The sequence below is a fragment of the Succinivibrio dextrinosolvens DSM 3072 genome (assembly GCF_900167015.1).
Lineage (GTDB): Bacteria > Pseudomonadota > Gammaproteobacteria > Enterobacterales > Succinivibrionaceae > Succinivibrio > Succinivibrio dextrinosolvens.
This window is the reverse complement of record NZ_FUXX01000014.1, coordinates 1-20,585: the sequence shown is the minus strand read 5'-3', so window position 1 is coordinate 20,585 and position 20,585 is coordinate 1. Positions and strand designations below refer to the sequence as shown.

General features: G+C 40.1%; 19 protein-coding genes. 11 read left to right on the top strand and 8 right to left on the bottom strand.

Translation table 11 applies throughout. The features are described 5' to 3' along the window. The first annotated feature begins 32 nt into the window (after positions 1-32). The 4 genes from B5D46_RS05385 (at position 33) to B5D46_RS05370 (ending at position 4,526) form a co-directional block, all read left to right on the top strand. Positions 33-1,181 (top strand): YdgA family protein, encoded by a 1,149-nt coding sequence (locus tag B5D46_RS05385; RefSeq protein WP_078928578.1) that lies wholly within the window; start codon positions 33-35, stop codon positions 1,179-1,181. Between the two features lie 336 nt (positions 1,182-1,517). Then, a complete protein-coding gene (locus B5D46_RS05380; protein WP_078928577.1) occupies positions 1,518-2,717 on the top strand; it encodes a metallophosphoesterase in 1,200 nt (399 codons plus the stop codon). Between the two features lie 202 nt (positions 2,718-2,919). Then, on the top strand, positions 2,920-3,996 hold the full coding sequence (locus B5D46_RS05375) for a HAMP domain-containing protein (protein ID WP_078928576.1): 1,077 nt from the start codon (positions 2,920-2,922) through the stop codon (positions 3,994-3,996). Then, on the top strand, positions 3,978-4,526 hold the full coding sequence (locus B5D46_RS05370) for a methyl-accepting chemotaxis protein (RefSeq protein ID WP_078928575.1): 549 nt from the start codon (positions 3,978-3,980) through the stop codon (positions 4,524-4,526). The genes B5D46_RS05375 and B5D46_RS05370 overlap by 19 nt, the downstream gene beginning before the upstream one ends. 149 nt (positions 4,527-4,675) lie before the next feature. Here the strand turns inward: B5D46_RS05370 and B5D46_RS05365 are convergent, their stop codons facing one another. From B5D46_RS05365 to B5D46_RS05335, 7 genes are all read right to left on the bottom strand, one after another. Continuing rightward, positions 4,676-6,010: a nucleobase:cation symporter-2 family protein gene (locus B5D46_RS05365; RefSeq protein ID WP_031491892.1), complete on the bottom strand. Its 1,335-nt coding sequence runs from the start codon at positions 6,008-6,010 to the stop codon at positions 4,676-4,678. 3 nt (positions 6,011-6,013) lie between these two features. Then, entirely contained in the window at positions 6,014-6,607 is a 594-nt protein-coding gene (xpt, locus tag B5D46_RS05360) for a xanthine phosphoribosyltransferase (RefSeq protein WP_031491891.1), read from the bottom strand. 28 nt (positions 6,608-6,635) lie between these two features. Beyond that, the gene (gene rimO / locus B5D46_RS05355; RefSeq protein WP_078928574.1) at positions 6,636-7,961 is read right to left on the bottom strand and encodes a 30S ribosomal protein S12 methylthiotransferase RimO; all 1,326 of its coding nucleotides are present in this window, start codon (positions 7,959-7,961) and stop codon (positions 6,636-6,638) included. 83 nt (positions 7,962-8,044) lie between these two features. Next, complete coding sequence (locus tag B5D46_RS05350; protein WP_078928573.1) at positions 8,045-8,962, bottom strand: manganese-dependent inorganic pyrophosphatase; 918 nt, start codon at positions 8,960-8,962, stop codon at positions 8,045-8,047. A 115-nt stretch (positions 8,963-9,077) separates the two neighbouring features. Beyond that, complete coding sequence (locus B5D46_RS05345; RefSeq protein ID WP_078928572.1) at positions 9,078-11,000, bottom strand: ABC-F family ATP-binding cassette domain-containing protein; 1,923 nt, start codon at positions 10,998-11,000, stop codon at positions 9,078-9,080. 66 nt (positions 11,001-11,066) lie between these two features. Continuing rightward, a complete protein-coding gene (locus B5D46_RS05340) occupies positions 11,067-12,092 on the bottom strand; it encodes a hypothetical protein (protein ID WP_078928571.1) in 1,026 nt (341 codons plus the stop codon). A gap of 9 nt (positions 12,093-12,101) precedes the next feature. After that, complete coding sequence (locus B5D46_RS05335) at positions 12,102-12,464, bottom strand: histidine triad nucleotide-binding protein (RefSeq protein ID WP_078928570.1); 363 nt, start codon at positions 12,462-12,464, stop codon at positions 12,102-12,104. Positions 12,465-12,634: 170 nt separating this feature from the next. Here B5D46_RS05335 and B5D46_RS05330 point away from each other — a divergent pair, with 170 nt between their 5' ends. The 7 genes from B5D46_RS05330 to B5D46_RS05300 all read left to right on the top strand — a co-directional run bounded on the left by B5D46_RS05330 (position 12,635) and on the right by B5D46_RS05300 (position 19,769). Next, positions 12,635-12,859 carry a hypothetical protein gene (locus B5D46_RS05330; RefSeq protein WP_078928569.1) on the top strand — a complete coding sequence of 75 codons (225 nt, stop codon included), beginning with the start codon at positions 12,635-12,637 and terminating at the stop codon, positions 12,857-12,859. 365 nt (positions 12,860-13,224) lie between these two features. Then, positions 13,225-13,632, top strand: coding sequence for a dihydroxyacetone kinase phosphoryl donor subunit DhaM (gene dhaM / locus B5D46_RS05325; protein WP_078928568.1), 408 nt, complete (start codon positions 13,225-13,227; stop codon positions 13,630-13,632). A 90-nt stretch (positions 13,633-13,722) separates the two neighbouring features. Then, entirely contained in the window at positions 13,723-14,445 is a 723-nt protein-coding gene (locus B5D46_RS05320) for an SIMPL domain-containing protein (RefSeq protein WP_031491882.1), read from the top strand. Then, positions 14,438-16,345 carry a peptidase U32 family protein gene (locus B5D46_RS05315; protein WP_159443025.1) on the top strand — a complete coding sequence of 636 codons (1,908 nt, stop codon included), beginning with the start codon at positions 14,438-14,440 and terminating at the stop codon, positions 16,343-16,345. Before B5D46_RS05320 ends, B5D46_RS05315 begins: the two co-directional genes overlap by 8 nt. Positions 16,346-16,366: 21 nt before the next feature. Next, positions 16,367-18,610, top strand: a complete 2,244-nt coding sequence (locus B5D46_RS05310; RefSeq protein WP_078928566.1) for an ATP-dependent DNA helicase — start codon at positions 16,367-16,369, stop codon at positions 18,608-18,610. Positions 18,611-18,640: 30 nt separating this feature from the next. Continuing rightward, positions 18,641-19,327 (top strand): tRNA (adenosine(37)-N6)-threonylcarbamoyltransferase complex dimerization subunit type 1 TsaB, encoded by a 687-nt coding sequence (gene tsaB / locus B5D46_RS05305; protein ID WP_078928565.1) that lies wholly within the window; start codon positions 18,641-18,643, stop codon positions 19,325-19,327. A gap of 130 nt (positions 19,328-19,457) precedes the next feature. After that, positions 19,458-19,769 (top strand): hypothetical protein, encoded by a 312-nt coding sequence (locus B5D46_RS05300; protein WP_031491878.1) that lies wholly within the window; start codon positions 19,458-19,460, stop codon positions 19,767-19,769. Positions 19,770-19,907: 138 nt separating this feature from the next. Here the strand turns inward: B5D46_RS05300 and B5D46_RS05295 are convergent. Continuing rightward, positions 19,908-20,585: flagellin (locus B5D46_RS05295; RefSeq protein WP_078928564.1), on the bottom strand; the 678-nt coding region annotated here is incomplete at its 5' end.

Here is a 20,585-nt window from a genome sequence, read left to right as displayed (position 1 = left end):
TTGCGGGTATTTTTTTGAGGCTAAACTATTTTATGGCAAAAAAATCAGTATTATTTGGTGCCGGCGCAGTTGTTCTTGCATCTGCTGTTTATGTTGGTGGTGTTTATTACACTGGTGTTAAGATCAACGAATACCTGAATGGTATTGAAAATAATGAAACTATAACTAAACAGATCAATCAGTATCTTCCTGGCGCAAAGGTCAGCTGCAAGGTTGATGATGACTCATTCTTTTCAGAAAAGGGTAATTTCACTATTGCTTTCGAGGATGAGACCTTAAATATTCCATTCACAATCAATAAGGGCTTTGGCTCAGCAAATACTGTAATTGATACTGCCAAATTTGAAGAGATGATTGCTAAGAATGATTCTATCAAATTCGCTCCAAATACTGTAAAGGCAGATCTTGAGTTTGATTCATCTGTATTCTCCTCAAAGATCAAAGCTCACGGTGCTCTAAAGGCTGATTATCTTGATAACACCAAGGGAGCTCTGGATTCTGCTCTTAATATCGATATCAACTCAGATGAAGATGTTGTTTCCCATCTGAATATCAAGAATCTGCAGGATGGCAAATCATTCTCTGTTAAAGAAATCGAAATGTCAGGAAATATGCAGGGCATAACTGATATCAAGAGTTTTGGTAATTCATCTCTTATCATTAAAGGCTTTGAGGCTATGCCTTACAAGTTCGATAACCTGAAATTAACTTCAAAGGCTGTAAATCAGACCAAAGAAGGTGATTTTGATATGAACGTTACCTTATCCGGTGATGATTTATTTGGCTATCTGATGAATTATGACATCGATTTAACTGTTTCAAAGTTCAATACTGATGTAATTGAACAGCTATCTCAGAGTGCAGATACAGATAAATCATATCAGGAGCTTTTCAAATCTGTTAATTCTCTAGCCATAAACAAGCTTAATGGTAAGGTTGGTAAAATCGTAGCTTTCTTTACAGGAATTCAGAATGTTGATCAGTTCAATCTGACTTCAAGTGGCAAATTTGAATGGAATCTTGAGGAAGGAATGGATTCTTTAAAGGGTATGCTGACCGTTAAGTCTGATTCTAACAAGAATGCTGAACAGTTTTTTGTTGAAGGAGAGGATGGTTCCTATGAGTCAGCTATTTCAATTGAAAACGGTCGTTTAATGGTTAACGGCAAGCCATTCATGTAATATGCAGAATAAGGTTCAATAATTGAACCAGATCTTTCTACATTAAGGCTTCTGCTCTCTGTTTTTACATGGGCAGAAGCCTTTTTTGTTATAAAATGTTTATATTTTGCGTCTTCTGATCAAACGAAAAATCAAACGCAAAATTTTACGTTTGATTTAGTGTTTGATTACCAATCGAATTATTTTTTATGATTAGGAAAAGGCTTGTTTTCTGGTAAATTTCAACATACTGGTTCCTTTTTTCTTTTATAGAAAAAATAAGTCTTATATAATTCTGGGGTAATAAAATACAGAATCATTAAACCAATATAAATAACAAGAACAAACAAAATTTATATGAACATTCTTCTTCTTTCTATTATCCCGATTTTACAGTTCGTTTTCGTTTATTACCTGTTTCTAAAGCCTATTCAGAAATACTCTTTCATCTTTAGAAAGCTTTTCTTTGTATTATTGGGAATAAGCGCGTTAAACGGTTATCTTTATATCTTCTTTAAGATGACAACTGCTTACTTTGGAATTCCAAAGTGGATGGTGATGATTGTTCTTAATATATTCTGGGCTATGGCTGTTTTATGTATTCTAATCGGCATCAGATTAGTCCTGAATTTTGTGTTCAAGATTATTAGAAGAAATCTTTCATTCAATCTGTTTAAACCAGAATCAGTTATTCTTGGTTTATTCATGACTGCATTGAGCTTTTACATTTCAGCTGTTGCTGTAAGTAACGGCTTTGTTCCTCCCGTTATCAAGAATTATTCATTTACTGTTGATAAGCTTTCTGAGGAGAATTCTGGTCTTAAGATTATTCAGCTTTCAGATCTTCATATTGATGGCATCACTACCAAGAGTGAAATCAGAGATATTGTTGATAGGGTAAATGAACATAAACCGGATCTTGTTTTAATTACCGGTGATTTTGTTGATGGTAAGGTTGCTGATTTAAAGGAAATCACAGACATTCTTTTTGATCTGGATTCAAAGTATGGTACATACGCAGTTCCTGGTAATCATGAATACTATTCTGACTACAAAAAGTGGATTGCATACTTTGAAAAGGGCAATATCAGGTTCCTTGAGAATAAAAATATTTCCATCAAGAATTATGCTCAGAAAAATGTAATAAATCTTTGCGGAATCACCGACCCTACTGCTGAAAACTACGATATGACTGAGCCTAGCATCAAAGATGCTCTTGAAGGTATTGATAACACTGTTCCAACTGTTTTCATGTCTCATCGTCCAAAGTTTGCTGTAGAACTTCAGGAGTTATCTGATCTGACCTTGTGTGGTCATACTCATGGCGGTTTTATGCCTGGTATCGATAGACTGGTCGGTCTTCTGAACGAAGGTATGACTCACGGTCTTTATAAGCTTGGCAGGGAGAAGGTTATTGTTTCTCCTGGTACACGTATCAATACAGCCTCAGCTTTCAGAATATTCAATAAACCTGCAATCAATATTATTATTCTTGAGTCTCCAAATACTCAGAGAAAACTAAGCTCAAAGAATTACTCAATCTACTTTGAAAGCTAGGCAAAACTAATCTGCGTTACATCTCAGTAACGCGGTTTACCTCTCCCTTCTGTATTAAACTTTTTTTTTAACTGCGTCATTGTTTAATATAATTTGCTGTTCAATATTCACATTTTTAATATCATTCTCCTGCTTTTTTAATGCATTGTTTTTAATCTAATTTATACTCAAGGATAGGTTTGAAGTTTTTAGGAGAAATCTTATGGGATTCTTTGAAAGACTATCCGTTCGTGGAAAGGTAATGGGTGGTTTTGCCGTAGTAATTATCTTCACAATTCTCATTTCAACTGTGTCAGTACTGATAATGCTGAATTTTAACTCAGCCTCATCTTATGCTCATGAGGTGTTAGCCGTAAGACGTGTTACTCTATCGACTGTTCGCGATATGATTGATAACATGCACAATGACCTGTTTGAGTCTCAGGCGGAACTTGAGAACAATACACTGGGTTTATTAAAAGACATTGAAGAAAAGGTTGTTGCAGTATCCACCAAGGTTAAAGCTCTAAGAGGCAGAACTACTCCACAGCAGACTGCAATCATCAAAAATTCAATTGCTGAATACGAGAACCTGTATAGAAACGAATTTCTCCCAGCTTTAGCAGCACAGGATCTCGACAGAATGCAGAGTACATTCGCGAAGATGCATAAACTAAAGGTTGCTGCAGATAAAGCCTGCGCTACTATTGTTGAGACTCAGATTGGAAATGGTATTGCCAAAATTGAGGAGAACACATCGTATACACCTATATACGGAATTCTGGTTGCATCTGCCTGTGCTACGGTGCTGGCTATCATGATTGCCATGATAGTTTCAAACTATACAGTTAAGAATCTGCGTACAGCCTTAATCGCTTCTTCAGCAATTGCAAAAGGAGATCTTTCAAAACCAGTCAAGTCCACATCAAAAGATGAATTTGGTAAGCTTTTAGATGAAGTTGAGCAGATGAGAACTCAGCTTAATGAGCTTGTAGGCAAGATTAAGTCTTCAGTTGGTCAGGCTGTAAATGATTTTGGTTCAATCAACGATATAACAATGGTTATTGATGAATCTGCCCGTTCAAATGAGTCAAAAGCTATGACTGTTGCTGCTGCATCAGACGAGATGGTGTCCACAACAGGTGATATTGCAAAGAACTGTCAGAATGCTGCGCTTACAGCAGATGAGAGTAACAAGAGTACTCAGGATGGTGTTGATAAGGTACATCAGACTATTGATTCAATTCGAGAGCAGGTTGAGAAATCTAAGAAGGAGCCTCACTGGTTGCTCGTCTTGTAGATCAGACTCAGAAGATCGGTACTATTGTCCAGACTATTGAGGATATTGCTTCTCAGACTAATCTTCTTGCTCTTAATGCTGCTATTGAGGCAGCTCGTGCAGGTGAAGCCGGTAAGGGCTTTGCTGTGGTTGCCGATGAGGTTCGTTCTCTTGCATCTAGAACCTCAGGTTCGACCTCAGAGATTACCAAGATGGTTACTGAAATTCAGAATGACGCTAATACAGCTAATGACAGTATGGCTGCTTCTGTTGAACAGATGGGAGTTCTGGCAACCCAGACTGAGGAAGTCGAATCATTACTGTCCAGTATTATTGAGAATGTTACATCCGTTAATACTCAGATATCTCAGATCGCTACTGCAGCTGAGCAGCAGACAACTGCAACTTCTGAGATTTCAACCAATATGCAGAGTATTACCAATGAATCTCAGAATCTGACAGAGAATGTAAGAGCTGCTCAGGGAACAGTTAACTCTTCTGTCGATAACCTCAATTCCTTAAAGGCAATGGTGGATAGGTTTATCGTATAGAAACGTTAATACCTTATTTAAAATGAACAGAGAAATCAGAGGTAGCATTATCTCTGATTTTTTTTATGATATTCTCGGGAAACACCCGAGAATAATAGGAAAGACTCAGTTATGAAGTCTTTTTGAATGTCTAGGGTAAGCTTTTTTGCTTACTCTTTAATTCTGATCATGAAGTTTGAAATAATTGCTACAAGACCACCTGTAGTAATTCCAGATGTGAACAGAGATTTAATGTTATCTGGCAGGAAGTTTAAGATATCTGGTTCAAATTCAACTGCAAGACCAAATGAGAAACTTACTGCCATAACCAGAATAGCTTTTCTGTTCATTTCCTGTGAGGCAATAATTCTTACACCTGCAGCTGCTACAGTACCGAACATCAGAAGAGTAGCTCCACCTAATACAGGATCAGGAATTAAAGAGAATACCTTTCCTACAGCAGGGAATAGACCAAGTACTACAAGGAAGCCTGCGATAAAGAAGCCAACATATCTTGAAGCTACACCTGTAAGCTGAATCATTCCGTTGTTCTGTGCAAAGATTGAGTTAGGGAATGAGTTTAGACAGCCTGCGATCATTGAATTGAATCCATCTGCCAGAATACCGCCAGATGATCTCTTTTGGAATTCTGAACCTTCAATCTTCTGGCCTGAAATCAGAGAGTTTGCAGTGATATCGCCATAAGCCTCAATTGCGGTGATCATATAAACGATACCAAGACCGATGATTGCACCTGGATCAAATGCAAGGCCATACTTGAATGGATGTGGTACGTTGAAGCCACCGAAGCTGTCAATCTGAGAGAAATCAACTCTGCCCATAAAGTAAGCTACTACAAAGCCGATGATTAGTCCTAGAACGATAGAACTCATTCTCAGGTAACGGTTTGAACTGCGGTTAAAGAACAGAATTGTAACAATAACTATTGCTGCAAGAGAGATATTCTCAACTGAAGCAAAGGTTCCGTCTGCTTTTGCTCCAAAACCGCCACCACAGGCGATTACACCAACTTTAATCAGACTTAAACCGATAAGGCAGACTACGATACCTGAAACTAAAGGAGTAATAATCTGTCTGGTGTAGCGAAGTACTCTACTGATGAACATTTCAATGAATGATCCAGAGATTACTGCTCCGAATATTGCTGCAAGACCACCATTCAGTCCAGCACCGATAATTGGTGAGATGAATGAAAATGATGTGCCCTGAATACACAAAAGGCCGCATCCGATAGGACCAACCTTTTTGCACTGAATAAATGTTGAAATACCTGAAGCCAGAAGAGACATGGAAATCAGATAACCTGTAGTTTCCAGATCAAGCTTAAGGGCACTGGCAATAATCAGAGGCGGAGTGATGATTGCTACGAAGATAGCCAGAAGATGCTGGAAGGCTGCAAAGATGGCATCTCTTAGAGGAGGTCTATCCTCAAGCTTATAAATAAGTTGCGATGTAAAAAGCTCTGGTTTGGTGCTCTGGGTCATTTTTTAATTCTCTTTAAACTTTATCTGACAATTATCCAGACTATCAATAATAGCTAGAGACTCTACCTGATAACCTTCGTTTCTCAGATAGCTGCCACCTAACTGGAATGATTTCTCAACAATAAAGCCCATACCTACAAGCTCAGCTTTAGCCTGCTTTACAAGCTCAATAATGCCTTTTGCAGCATTACCGTTTGCAAGGAAATCATCGATGAACAGAACCTTATCTCCTTCGTTTAAAAATTCCTGAGAGCAGCATACGGTATATGATCTGTTCTTAGTGAATGAGAAAACTTCGGTGGAATACATTCCTGTCATTGTTGATGGCTTCTTTTTCTTGACGAACACTACAGGAACATTCAGTAGGAATCCAACCATGATTGCAGGTGCGATACCAGATGCCTCAATGGTGATGATCTTGTTGATTTCCTTTGTTGCAAATCTGCGAACAAACTCAATCGACATAGCCTGAAGCAGGGTAGGATCAATCTGATGATTGATAAAGCTGTCAACCTTCAGTATTCCACCGTCCAGGCATTTGCCATCCTCTTTGATGCGCTTAACCAATGGTTCAAATGGCTTGTAGTGATCTGACATAAAAAAGTCCTTATAGAAGTAAAAACAATTATTTCTTTATAAATGAAATCGAGCCTGTGGTCTTTTCAACCAGAGATGCTTCCATATCGTGTTCATCATGACCAGTGATAACAGCCTTAACCAAATCACCAACCTGTACATCCTTGGTATTTGGAATAGAAATAACACCGTCAATATCAGGAGACTCGTATTTGGAACGACCGACAGCAACGCCGTCGTCTGAAACGTAATCTATTAAAACCTGATATTCCTTGCCGACTCTTGCCTCAAGCTTGTCATATGAAATCTTTGCCTGAAGTTCCATCAGTCTTGCTGCTCTCTCTTCACGAATCTGTTCGTCAACCGGATTTAAGTAGGTGTTAGCAGTTGCACCGTCAACATCTGAGTAAGGGAAACATCCGACTCTGTCCAGCTTAGCTTCTTTAATGAAGTCTAAAAGCTCATTGAACTGCTCTTCAGTCTCGCCAGGGAATCCTGCAATGAAGGTTGATCTGATTGCAATATCAGGACAGACGCTACGCCATTTTTCAATTGAGCGAAGGGTCTTTTCAATATTGCCTGGACGCTTCATTGAACGCAGAATTGTTGGATTTACGTGCTGGAATGGAACATCAAGGTATGGCAGAACCAGACCTTCGCCCATTAAATCAACAACTCTGTCAGCCTCATCTGAAGGGTAGACATAGTGCACTCGTATCCAGCGTTTTAGCTCACTTAACTGACGCAGCAGAGCTGATAGGGAAGTCTTGTTCTTTTTAAGATCCATTCCATAGTCCGAAGAATCCTGAGCAATCACAAGAAGTTCCTTTACTCCGCGTCTTACAAGATCTGATGCCTCATTGTAGATGGCATCACTAAAGCGTGAACGTAATGGTCCTCTCAGTGAAGGAATGATACAGAATGAGCAGTGATGTCTGCATCCTTCTGCAATCTTCAGATAAGCGTAGTGAGGAGGGGTTAATAGAATACCTGATGGGTTAACTGACTGAGCAGCTGAAGGATCAGGTGTTCCTACCAGACTGATGATTCCACGAATAACAGTGGCTCTCATTCCAGGGCCATAAACTGCAGCAACCTGAGGATATTTATCCAGGATCACCTTTGCTCTTGCTCCAAGACAGCCAGTGACGATAACCTTTCTTGAATAGTTTAAAGCTTCACCGATGGCCTGCATTGATTCTTCAACTGCAGGTCCGATGAAGCCACAGGTATTGACGATTACAGCATCACATTTACTGTATTCGTTCTCAATTTCATATCCCATTGCAATCAGGACAGAAGTTAATCGCTGTGCATCAACAAGGTTTTTTGCACATCCTAGGGAAACAAGACCAATTTTAGGTGATTTACGCATGCGTTTATAATTCGTTAAGTTTTATGATATGAATAGCCAAAAGCCAGGATAAAATCCTGGCCTTATATTTATTTTTTAAGTTATTAAGCCTTAAAAGCGCCCTGTAGAGGAGGAACAACCTGCTTCTTACGGCTCATAACACCTGGCATCCAGATATTGTCTGACTTCTGGGTGCCTAAAGCGTTGATGATGATGTCCTCTTCATCAGAAACTAATAGAAGCTCTGAACCTTCCTTCATGATGTCGGTTAGAACTAGAACAGCTGAATGTCTGCCTTCAGACTTAACAGCAGCAAGCTCTTTCTTTAATGATTCCTTTAACTCTGGGGTAACCATTGATAATGAAATCAGCTCTAGCTGACCGATACCAATCTTCTTGCCGCCCATGTCGAAATCCTTGAAGTCACGGAAGATAAGGTCGCGTGGAGAAGCATTCAGATTTGACTTAGCCTTGAACATTTCCATGCCTAAAGCTTCTAAATCAGAAACGTTAGCAATTTTAGCAAGTTCCTTTGCTGCCTTCTTATCGAACTCGGTGCAGGTTGGGCTCTTGAACAGAACAGTGTCTGAAAGGATTGCACATAACATTGCGCCTGCAATATCAGCAGGAATAGTTACGTTGTAGTAATCTGCAACCATCTTGATGATGGTGTTTGAACAGCCGTATGGCTGAATCCAGCACTCTAGAGGAGTATCGGTGGTTACGTCACCTAGCTTGTGGTGATCAACGATACCTAGGATCTTTGCATCCTTAAGATCAGCAGGAGCCTGTGCTAAGTCTGAATAATCAACTAAATAAAGTTCCTTTGATGCAACAGAAGTTACAACCTCTGGAGCCTTTAAATTGAATTTATTTAAAACAAACTCTGTCTCAGGTGCTGGAGTACCCTGAGCAACTGCAGTTGCCTGAATACCACGCTGATTTAAAACGTGTGCAAATGAAATAGCTGAAACGATAGAGTCTGTATCAGGATTCTTATGACCTAGAACCAAAACGCTCATTGAAATGTCCTCAATATACTTGGATTTATGGTACGAATTAAATTGTGATGTATTTTACACTGAAAATTGAGATTTTTATCTAAAATTTTTCTGTTTTAACAAAGAAATTTCAGCTTTAAATCTCTGCCTCAGCATTTTCAAGTTCTTCCTGTTTTGTCAGCCAGCAAAGCTCTGTTTCATCAAGCTTTTCGCTGTATTCTGAACGCTGAATTGACAGCTCTTCAACCTTTTCTTTCTGAGTCTGATAAAGACTGCTGTCAGAGAGAGTCTCATCGATTTTTGCGATCTCTGCTCTTAGCTTTTCCATAGTCTTTTCAAGCTGTTCAATCTCTTTTTTCAGAGGTCTTAAAGCCTGTCGTTTCTGGGCTTCAAGTTTTTTCTGCTCTTTAGTCTTAAATGAAGAGGCTGAAGCTGAAAGATTCAGAGAATTGTCCTTTTTTTGTGCAAGCTGTTCTTTATATTCACGGTTCTTCTGATTTAAAAATTCCTGATAGTCATTCAGATCCCCGTTGAATTCTGTAACATTGCCGTTATCAATCAGCCACAGTTTATCTGCAATTGCCTCAAGAAGATGTCTGTCATGGGATACTAAAATCAGAGCTCCCTGATAGGATGAAAGGGCAATTGACAGTGCTTCACGCATATCAAGATCAAGATGGTTGGTTGGCTCATCAAGCAGAAGCAGGTTTGGTTTCTGATAGGCAACAATTGCAAGAGCAAGTCTTGCCTGCTCACCTCCGGACATTGTCTCAACCTTGGCTGTAGCCTTGTCTCCGCTGAATGAGAATGACCCCAGGAATGTTCTTAAATCCTTTTCCTTGGCATTTGGATCAATTGCTCTTAGATGGTCAAGACCGCTCATCTGTCCTGAAAGCTGGTCAAGCTCATGCTGTGCGAAATAGCCGATTTTAATTCCCTTACCTAAGGTTACAGTTCCATGTACAGGCTTTAGCACGTTGCACAAGGTTTTGATAAGAGTTGACTTACCCTGACCGTTCTTTCCTAAAAGACCGATTCTGTCACCGGCGATAAGCATCAGATTGATGTTTTTTAAAATGACATCATTTTCTGAATAACCGGCATCAAGATTCTTTAGATCTGCAAGAATATCCACTGTTCTCTCAGGCTCTGCAAACTGGATATGGTAAGGAGATTCCTCTGCTGTAACAGCGGTAAGCTTCAGTCTGTCGATGGCCTTTAACATACTCTGAGCCTGCTTGGCTTTGCTGGCTTTGTATCTGAATCTTTCCACAAAGTCCTGCATATGGGCAAGGGCAGCTTCCTCTCGTTTTCTTGAAGCCTTCTCATTTCTGATTCTTTCAGCTCTTAGTCTTTCGTAATCAGAATAGTTACCGGTATAGGAAACAAGCTTGCAAGATTCAAAATGAAGTATATGAGAGCAGAATGTATCCAGGAAATCTCTATCGTGAGAAATACACAGAACTGTGCCTTCATAGTTTTTCAGGTAGTTCTCTAGGAAGATGATAGTATCCAGATCAAGATGGTTTGTTGGTTCGTCCAAAAGCAGAACATCTGACTGATAGATAAGAGCCTGAGCCAGGTTCAGACGCATTCTCCATCCACCGGAGAACTCCTTTACACTCTTATCCATTTCCTCTTCACTAAAACCAAGACCGTGCAGCAGAATCCTTGCTCTGCTGTCAATGGTCCAGGCTCCAGCGATACCCAGCTTATCCTCAATTAAGGCGATCTTCTCACCATTGTTTTCTTTATATGCCTGCTCTTTCTGCTTTAATAGCTCGCACAGATCCTTGTCACCCTGTTTAACGTATTCAAGGGCTGAGATCTCTAAAGAAGGAGTCTGCTGAGAAACAGAGGAGATTTTGAATCCCTTTGGAATGGATATGTTTCCAAGTTCTGGGGCAACCTCTCCTTTGATGGCGGCGAATAATGTAGATTTTCCACAGCCGTTACGACCGATAATACCTACTTTCTGGTTAGGAAAAATACTGCAGGAAGCATTTTCTAAAAGGTACTTGCTTCCTCTCATTATTGTTACGTCATTTAGCTGAATCATTTTTTATAGTCTTGATAAACAAAAACAGTGGAACAAAGTCCACTGTTTTTAGTGATGGGGTAAAAATCAGAGCTGAGTGGTATTCTGAACCAGGGTAATACCGTCTTTTACACGGATATTTCTGATTGTGATAACTGTTTTCTGGCCGATATGTCTGATTACAGATACATTCAGCAGTGGAATTCCAGTCTGTTTGCAGGCTCTGATAAGTGGTGGAATAACAGCAGCTGAACCTGTGTTCTGAGCTACATGAACTCTGGTTCCTACAACAGTCTTAAGTCCGTTTGATTTTAATGACTGATTGATTGCACCTGAAACATCGGTTACACAGTCACTTACAGAATCTGACACGATGGTTGGGGCAATATAGATTGGTCCATCCTCGTTCTTAAGTCTATCAGCCTGTGAGGTTGCTAAATCATAGGCTACCTGAGTAGCATTTGATGCTGCTTCAGAATCACATTTTGCAGTTGCTGAAAGAGCTGCAACATTATTATCGTTATCTGTATTTAAAACCTCAATTGTCTCTCCAACCTGTGCAATTGGCTGAAGATCCTGTGGAGAGGTTTGCGCTGGAAGATATGGCTGTGGCAGATTTACCTGAGATTCTGCAGTGGCCTTATCTGCGCTGTTTTCGTCCTTTTCATCGATGTTATTTAGACTTACGTTTCCTTTAATAACATCCTGAACAGTGATCTTTGATAGAGGACTTGAGTTTTCCTTGCCCTCAAGAGCCTTTACTGTTGGCAGCAGAGTTCCAACATTCTCCGCATTGCCGACATTGTCTGATGGATCTGGAATATAAGGCTTTACCTGACCCGCCTGTATTTCCTGAGAGAAGGCCTTTGCAACTTCTTCACTCTTAGCTTCGGTATCTGCATCCTCTGTCTCAAGAGCAGTTTCTGGCTTTGCAGCGGTAATCTTCTTTGTTTTTTTCTTTTTTACCTTTGCAGTTGGCTGCTGCTGAACAATAACCTTTTTACCGTTGGCATCAACAGAGCTGTCAAACATTGAACTGCTGCAGGCTGACAATAGCCAGCCGGCAGTTATAGCTAGAAAGAATTTTGCAATTAAAGATGAATTTGTTTTCATATTTTTTTGTTAGATTTTATCATTAGGAAAACCGAATCCGCCCAGATATCCACCTGCAAGAAGATGCATGTGAATATGTGGAACTTCCTGACATCCGTTTTTTCCAACGTTAACAATTAAGCGGTAACCAGATTCATTTACACCAAGATCCTCTGCAATTTTGCGAGCAACAATGAAAAGATGACCCAGCATCTTTTCATCTTCAGGCTCAACATGAGCAACAGATGGAATTGGCTTATTGGTTACGATCAGTATGTGATGTTCAGCCTTAGGAGCGATATCTAAAAAAGCAGTAACCAGATCATCGTGGTAGACTGTTTTGGAAGGAATTGTGCCGTTAATAATTTTAGTGAACAGTGTCTCTTCGCTCATTTTCTAAAGCCTCATCTTATGTTTTGGGTTCCATACTTATGTGATGTCGATTATATCACAAAAAAAGATTGTGTTTAAAAGACTGATTTTTCGTTATAAAAACTTAATTGTTTGATATTTCTGCCGTTAAATAGATAAAGGGAACAAAATGATCAAAAAGGAGGCAGATTATGGGACAGGAGTTCGTATATTCAGCTCTCCCAAGACCTACACTCAGGCCATCTGATCTGGTTTATCGCCGCCGTGTCAGTAAGCCTGACAGCGGAGATGATACCAAGGGAACCTCATCCAAAGAGCATAAGTATGAACTTGAAAATTCTGACAGGAAAGAGTTCAACGAGGTTTATGAGGATGAAAAGGAAAAGAACAGTGGCAGGATTGATGCTATTGTGTAGTCCTTTGCGTGCAGTGTTTTTCCTAACATACGGATATGTATAGGAAAGTGTCTTCATTTGTCCTTTTCCTGCGATATTTTTTTTAGTAAATTGCTTAATTCTCTACAATTTCTTCTTCAAAAGAAGTGCTATACTCAGAGTGTGGAAATTTTTTTCGTAAACAAAAGTTGTACTAACTCACTATCCTTGTAAATACAAACCTAAGAATCTGGGTATATAATCTTACACAAGTTAAAAAGTTAGTTAAATATGGATCAATAAAGAGAAAAATTCACTAATGTGAATGTTTTCATGTTTTATGCTTTTTATTTTATCTACAATAGCTAGCAGACAAGAAGAATTTATAGCGTAAAGAGGAGTTTCAAATGATTGGTATCGTAGTGGTATCGCACAGTGTTAAAGTATCTGAAGGTATCTGCGATATGGTTGAGCAGATTTCTGCTTCTGGAACTGGCAAGCTACCTATTATCGCCGCAGGTGGTAACTCAGAGGGTAAACTTGGTACAGACCCAAACCGTATTTTAGAGTCAATCAAAAAAGTAGATCAGGGCGACGGTGTTGTTGTTATTTGTGACCTGGGCTCTGGTGTTATCAGTTCTCAGGCAGCAATTGCAATGCTTGAGGAACCATTAAAATCAAGAGTAAGAATCGCCGATGCTCCTGTTTTAGAAGGTGCAGTTGGCGCAGCTGTTGAAGTTGCATCAGATGCTAACAGCTCTTTAGATAGTGTTGTATCTGCAGCAGAAGCTTCACGTCAGCTACACAAAAAATAATTTTTCTATTCTCAGACAGACAGGCCACAGATCAAAATTCTATGGCCTTTTGTTTTTTTATAGCTTAAAAAACACATAAGGATTTGTTGTATGAAAAAAGCGTTTTTATATTTGGCAGCGCCAATGATGATTTTAGGTTCAGCCTCCGTATTTGCAGAATCATGTACTGACAGCGGAGTGATTGAGGTTGTTGGTCACGGTAAGGTTGACGTCATGCCGGATACTGCTGTATTAAGCTATAGCGCCAAAGATGAGAATAAAGATCCAGTTAAGGCAAGAAATAATGTTGAAAAGAAAATCACATCACTATACGATAAGGCCCTAAGTTTTGGTGTAAAAAAAGAACAGATTATTTCAGGTAGTATTACTCTCTATCCTAAATATCACTATACAGATAAATCTAAGCGAGTATTTGACGGTTATTTCTGCAGTAGAGATATAGTCTTTAAAATTGATGATTTCTCTCTGATTGAAAAAATAACCACAGCTGCTGTTGAATCAGGGGTATCTGACATTAATGGCTTTGGCTATGAGGTCAAGGATACAACAGCCGTTAAAAGGGAAGCAGATGCCAAGGCAATTGCTGATGCCAGAGATCAGGCTAAGCGTCTTGCCGAAGGTTTCGGTGTGAAGATTAAGAAGGCCTGCTCCCTAAAATTTGAAGGAAATAACTCCAACGTATACTATGTAAGAAACAGGGCTGCGGTATCTCTGATGGCAGCAAAGGCAGAAGCCGCTGAACCTGCTACAGAGTATATGCCGGAGAAGCAGTCAGTAGATTCTAATGTATATGCAACATTCTCAATTGAATAGAACAAAACTGGAGCTTTTAGCTCCAGCTAAAGATTATCAGTCTGCAAAAAACGCTATTCTATGTGGTGCTGATGCCGTATTTATCGGTGGTCCTGCATTCGGCGCCAGGGTCGATGCGACCAATAAAATTGAAGATATCAAAAAGGTCTGCTCATTAGCTCATCGTTTTGGTGTAAAGGTTCATGTTACATTAAACACTCTTTTGTATGATGAGGAGCTGAAAAATGCTCAGGATATTATCTATGAGCTTGCCGATGCCGGCATCGATGTTCTTATCGTTCAGGATTTAAGTATTTTTACCTTTGATATCCCAAAGGGAATCGAGCTTCATGCATCAACACAGTGCTGTATAGATACTGTTGACAAGCTCAGGTTTTATGCATCCTTAGGTGTAACTCAGGTTGTTCTGCCTCGAGAGTTTACAAAAGATCAGATAAGAGAATTCCATGAAGCCTGTCCATCTGTAAGATTAGAGGCTTTTATTCTTGGTGCCTTATGTGTCGGTGTTTCCGGAATCTGTCATATCTCAGATTATCTGAAGGGGCGTTCTGCCAATCGCGGCAGCTGTGCCCAGATCTGTCGACTGCCAATGCAGCTTTTCCATAACGGAAAGGAAATTGCTGTAGGCCATCTTTTATCTTTAAAGGACAATTATCTTGGTGATCATCTGGATGATCTTCTGTCTGCAGGTGTAACCTCCTTTAAGATTGAGGGCAGATTAAAGGATAAGAATTATGTGGCTAACACCACCGCATTTGTAAGCTCAAAGCTTGATTCTTTCATAAAGAATAACGATCAGTATGAAAGGGCATCCTACGGAAAAACCAAGATAGCCTTTAAAGCAGATCTAGATAAGACCTTCAACCGCGGTTTTACAGATGGTCTTTTCACTGATAACAAAAAAGCTCTGCCATTTTCTGCTACACCAAAGTTCCTGGGACCTAAGATCGGAACGGTGGTTTCTGTAAAGCGCAGAGGCAAGGAAAGTGAGATTACAGTTAAGCTTGCAGGTAAAACAGTACTTAACAATGGTGATGGTTTAACTTACCTAAAAGAAAGTGATTCTGCCTTAAGGAACTCAATCAATATTTCAGAGCGGGTACCTTCAGTTGATGGCTTTAGAATCAATTCTGTTACAGAGCAGAATCCAAAGTCGGCTGTTATAAATGTATTTGGCAGGGTTAATTTAACCTCTGGAACTGTTCTTTACAGAAATCTTGATGCAGAATTTGAAAAGACTCTTGATTCCAAAAACTTTGCTCAGCGTTCTGTATCCTACGATCTTGAATGTTCAGTAGAGCATAAAGAGGGCAATTTATACACTTTAGTACTCAAGGCTAAAGATGAGAGTATGAATACAGCCTGTGAGTCACTGGACTTTGAATACAGCAGTGAGCTCGGTGTTATAAGTCCTGAGAAGCTTAAAGCTACCTTATCAAAGAGACTTGATGAATACAGTCTTCTAAATAACCTTACAATAACCGGAGAAACAGACCGACTTTCTTTACGGCTGTCCTCCGTAAATGAGTTAAGACGCAAGGTTCTGACAGCATGTCTTGAACATGACAGAGTCAATGCAGATAGTTTATTTATACCTTTTAAATTTGAGTCTGATACTCTCAGATATCCAAAGAATAATATTGATTCAAGACTTGTTCTAAACTCTGTTTCAAAAAGATTTTATGAAGCATGCGGCTCTAAGGTCGGTCTTGATGATACACCATCAGAGAGTCTTGAAAAGAATTCTGTTATGACCTGCAAGTTCTGCCTTATCAACGAGTATGGCACCTGTTCCAAGCTTGGAGGAAAGGTCAGCGGCTATACCTTAAGTGTTAGCGGTAAAACCTTTAAAATCAGAGTAGACTGCAAAAAATGCTTTATGCATATACTCTCAGAATAACTACAAATAATCAGTAACCATATGTCATTTGCTGAAGATAACAACGATACCGAAGACTATATTCATCCGTCAATGCAGGATGTGGAGAGCTTTATCGGAGATAATGGCTCATTCAAATCCTCTGTTGAGGGCTTTCGTGTAAGAGCCGGCCAGATAGAGATGGCAAAAAACTGGCAGCAGTCTCTGCGCAACAGTGAGCTTATTGTCTGCGAAGCTGGTACCGGAACAGGTAAAACCTTTGCCTATCTGATTCCCGCTCTGCTGTCAGGTAAGACCGTGGTTATCTCTACAGCTTCAAAGGCTCTGCAGGATCAGCTTGTAGAAAAGGATCTTCCTGCAGTTTTCTCTCTATTGAAGCTTACTCCTTCATTTATGGCCTTAAAGGGCTTTTCTAACTATCTCTGTCTTAAGAAGTACCATGAGGAATGCTCTAGATTTCTGAATAAGACCGCTCTTAAATTTGATGAATCCAATCTTGAGAAAAGTGATGGAGTGGATGAGGGCATGCTTGATGAGAACAAGCCAAGCGAGGAGTCCTTAAACGAGAATGCCATCACTGAAGAGGTGTTGGCAAAGCTTGAGCTTCTGATTCAGAATGCTAATTTTCAGATTGAAAAGGATCTGCCTAACATCGATTTTGTCGAGGTTAACTCCAAGTTTCCATCTGCTGTAACCAGACGTGTTACCTGTGCTCCTGAATGGTGTTCTAAAAAACGCTGTCCGTACGCAGATGAGTGTTTTCCTTATCTTGCAAGAGAAAAGGCTATCAGAACCAAGGTTGTGGTAATCAATCATTCACTGTTCTTTGCAGATATGTTTATTGATGATCCTTTCTCAGCTCTATCTCCTGCCATTCTGCTGCCTAAGTTCCGTTCCATCATTTTTGATGAGGCTCATGAACTGCCTGCAATCGGAAGAGAGCATATGTCTGAGACCATTGGCTCATCAGATTTAGAGAAGCTCAAAGAAGATTTAAACTATATCAGAAAGAACGCAGCTATCCCTTATCGTCCTTTTGAAGACTGGTTCTTAAGAGTCCGCAAGGTTTATTCGGAGATCTTCTCCTACCTTTCAACCGCAGAGGCTGGAGGCAGCAACAAGCGCAACTTCCTTTTCTATAAATACGATGACTATGATGAGAACAGCCGTGATCCTTTTGTTGAGTATCATCAGGTTAACAGGGATTTCCGTATGCTCATGGTAAATCTGTACAAAGAGCTTACTGAATACAAGAAGTTCATCTTAGACAATGTCGATTTTGATGAGGAGTTTTTTGACAAGGTTGCAGCCTTTATCAAGGGAAAGATTGAGACTCTGGTAAGTCTGATGAAGCTCGATGACCGACAGGATCCAAAGAATATCTATTATGGTAAATACGTGGGCACTGTTGAAGTTCAGCGCAAGACCTTCAAATTAAGCCTTACTCCTCTTGAGATTTCAGGTATCTTCGGCAGCTATCTTGATAACTGCTACAGCAGCAATATCGGTGTGCTGATGACCTCTGCCACACTTGCTGTAAATCATAGGTTTGACAAGTTTTTAAATGATATAGGCGCACCTGCAGAAACTCATACTCTTGAGGTTGAAAGTTCCTTTGACTATAGTCGTCAGGCAGGCCTGTACCTTGATGGCAGTTTTCCTCCACACGATGATGCTGATCGAATCGATAAGATTGTAGATCTGCTTGAACCGGTTATAAACCAGGTAAATGGAGGAATCTTCTTCCTTACAACCTCACGTGATGCCTTATCCAAGGCTACTACGGCCTTAAGACGTAAGTTTGGAAAAAAGAGAAAGATCTTCTCTCAGAACGAGAAGCTTTCAAACTCAGATATGCTTTTAAAGTTCAAGAAAGATGGTCATGCCATACTGGTCGGTACCTCATCCTTCTGGGCTGGCGTGGATGTGCCAGGCCAGGCTTTATCTCTGGTAATCATTGATAAGCTGCCATTTGAGAATATCTCTGATCCTATTTTTAAGGCCCGCTGTGACTTCTTTGATGCCAGAGTGCAGAAACGAGGCGCAAGCTTTGTAAAGATCTCTGTACCTGAGGCTGTTATCGATTTAAGACAGGGCGTAGGTCGTCTGATTAGACATGAGAAGGATGTAGGTGGTCTTATTATCTGTGATCCTAGAATTGTCAATAAAGGCTATGGTTCTCAGTTTATAAAATCGTTGCCGAATATGGCAATTTACAATAATCTTGAGGACTTTAAATCATTTTTAAAAACTCTTGACGAAAGTGGTAAAATTCAAGGCCAATAATATATAACTGTTCATCAGGAATGCTTTTTTATGAAACTTATTGCTATTGATACTTCAACTGAAAACTGCTCTGTTGCTCTGTTAAATGAAGCCAGAATTGCCTTCAGGTCAGAAGTTGCTCCTCAGAAGCATGCTGAAATTGTTCTTGAGATGCTGGATACAATCTTAAAGGATAATTCCTTATCAAAGGATGATCTTGATGGTCTTGTTTTAGGAATCGGTCCAGGCTCCTTCACTGGTGTTCGTATTGCGGCATCAACCGTACAAGGACTGGCCCTGGGCTTAAATCTTAAGGTTGCCAAAATTACGTCGCTGGAGGCTCTTGCTATTGAGGCTCTATCAAAAGCTTCTGCCTCATATGTGGTTTCATCAATCGATGCTCGTATGGGCGAGGTTTATATTGCTGTATACAAGGTAGAAGGCAGTTCATTGTCACTAATGTCAGAGGAAAAAGTATTAAAGCCGGAAGAGGCTGTTGCATTCTTCAAGGAGAATGTAGGTGACTGTGAGGATGTTATCTGTGCCGGTTCTGGTGTTGATATCCTGAAGAAAGCAGGTATGAATGATTATCCAAAGCTTGCAGATTTTCCTCAGGCTCAGTTCCTTTTAAACAAGGGCGCTGAACTGTTCTCATTAGGCAAGGTTGTTGATCCTGAAGAAGCTCTTCCTTTATATGTAAGAAATGAAGTTACCTGGAAGAAGGTTTCCGAGCAGTAAAAATAATTCTTAACTCTTTGTAAAAAGGAATAATTACTGATTAGCATAAAGTGTGATCCTGACCTAAACTTAATACAGTTGAATATTTTTGTTCATCCGAACTTGTTCGTGTTAAATTTTTGAGGTTCAAATGGCTATATCTAATGTTGTTGACTCTTCAAGATTTCAGATCATTCAGAGCCACACAAATCGTCAGCGACTTGACGAGCAGATTAACCGTAATGATGAGGAGAATAATTCTTCTGTAAAAGTTCAGCAGACTTTGTCTGTAACCCCAAAGGTTCAGGGAAAGGAGCACGAGGATAATTACGCTGAGGCCAGAGAGGAGCTTGGATATACCCAGAAAGCAACTAAGAGTAAGGCCAGTGCATACAGCAGTGTGCAGAATCAGGACAGACGCGAGGCTATTTCAGAACAGTTAGGTGTGTCTGTATATGCTTAGGTAAGAATTCCTTTTCAGAAATAACAAAATTAGCATCCTTTGTGGTGCTATTTTTTTTGCCTTCAACCTTTTCCCTCATATACCGCAGATGAGATCTGCGGTATTGAAAGGGAGAGATATCTAACATTAGCTCAGGCTTTAACCGCCAAGCAGACTCAGAGCAATCTGAGGACGCTGGTTAGCCTGTGTCAGAACAGTGGTTGCAGCCTGCTGTGTAATGGTCTGAGCAGACAGGTTAGCTGCTTCCTCAGCATAGTCAGCATCACGGATACGTGAACGAGCGTCAGAAACATTCTCATGTGTAACTTCCTGGTTACGTATGGTAGATTCCATACGGTTCTGAAGAGCACCAAGAGCAGCACGGTGAGTGTCAACCACGTTAATAATCTTATCGATTGTACCAATGGTATATTCTGCAGTAGACTGAGTAATTACAGAGAACTGGTAGAATCCATCTACTTTTGATAAACCTGTAGAGGTTGTCTTTAGGCCTTCCAATCCTTCCCTTGCTGCAATAGCATCGGTACCAAGTGCAACTGTATCTCCGCAGATACCTGATAGGGTAAAGCCACAGGATAAGGATAGCGAGATGGTATCCATGGAATAAGCACCGACATGGAATACTATCTTACCATTAGGCTCAAGTAATCCATGAGGTCCAGCCAAACACTGCTGGCCACCGAAGGTAGTCTTACATGCAATACGGGTAATTTCCTGTGATAAAGCCTCAACTTCCTGCTGAATTGACTTTCTGTCAATTGAAGTATTGGTACCGTTTGCTGCCTGAATAGCTAAGGTACGAATACGCTGAAGCAT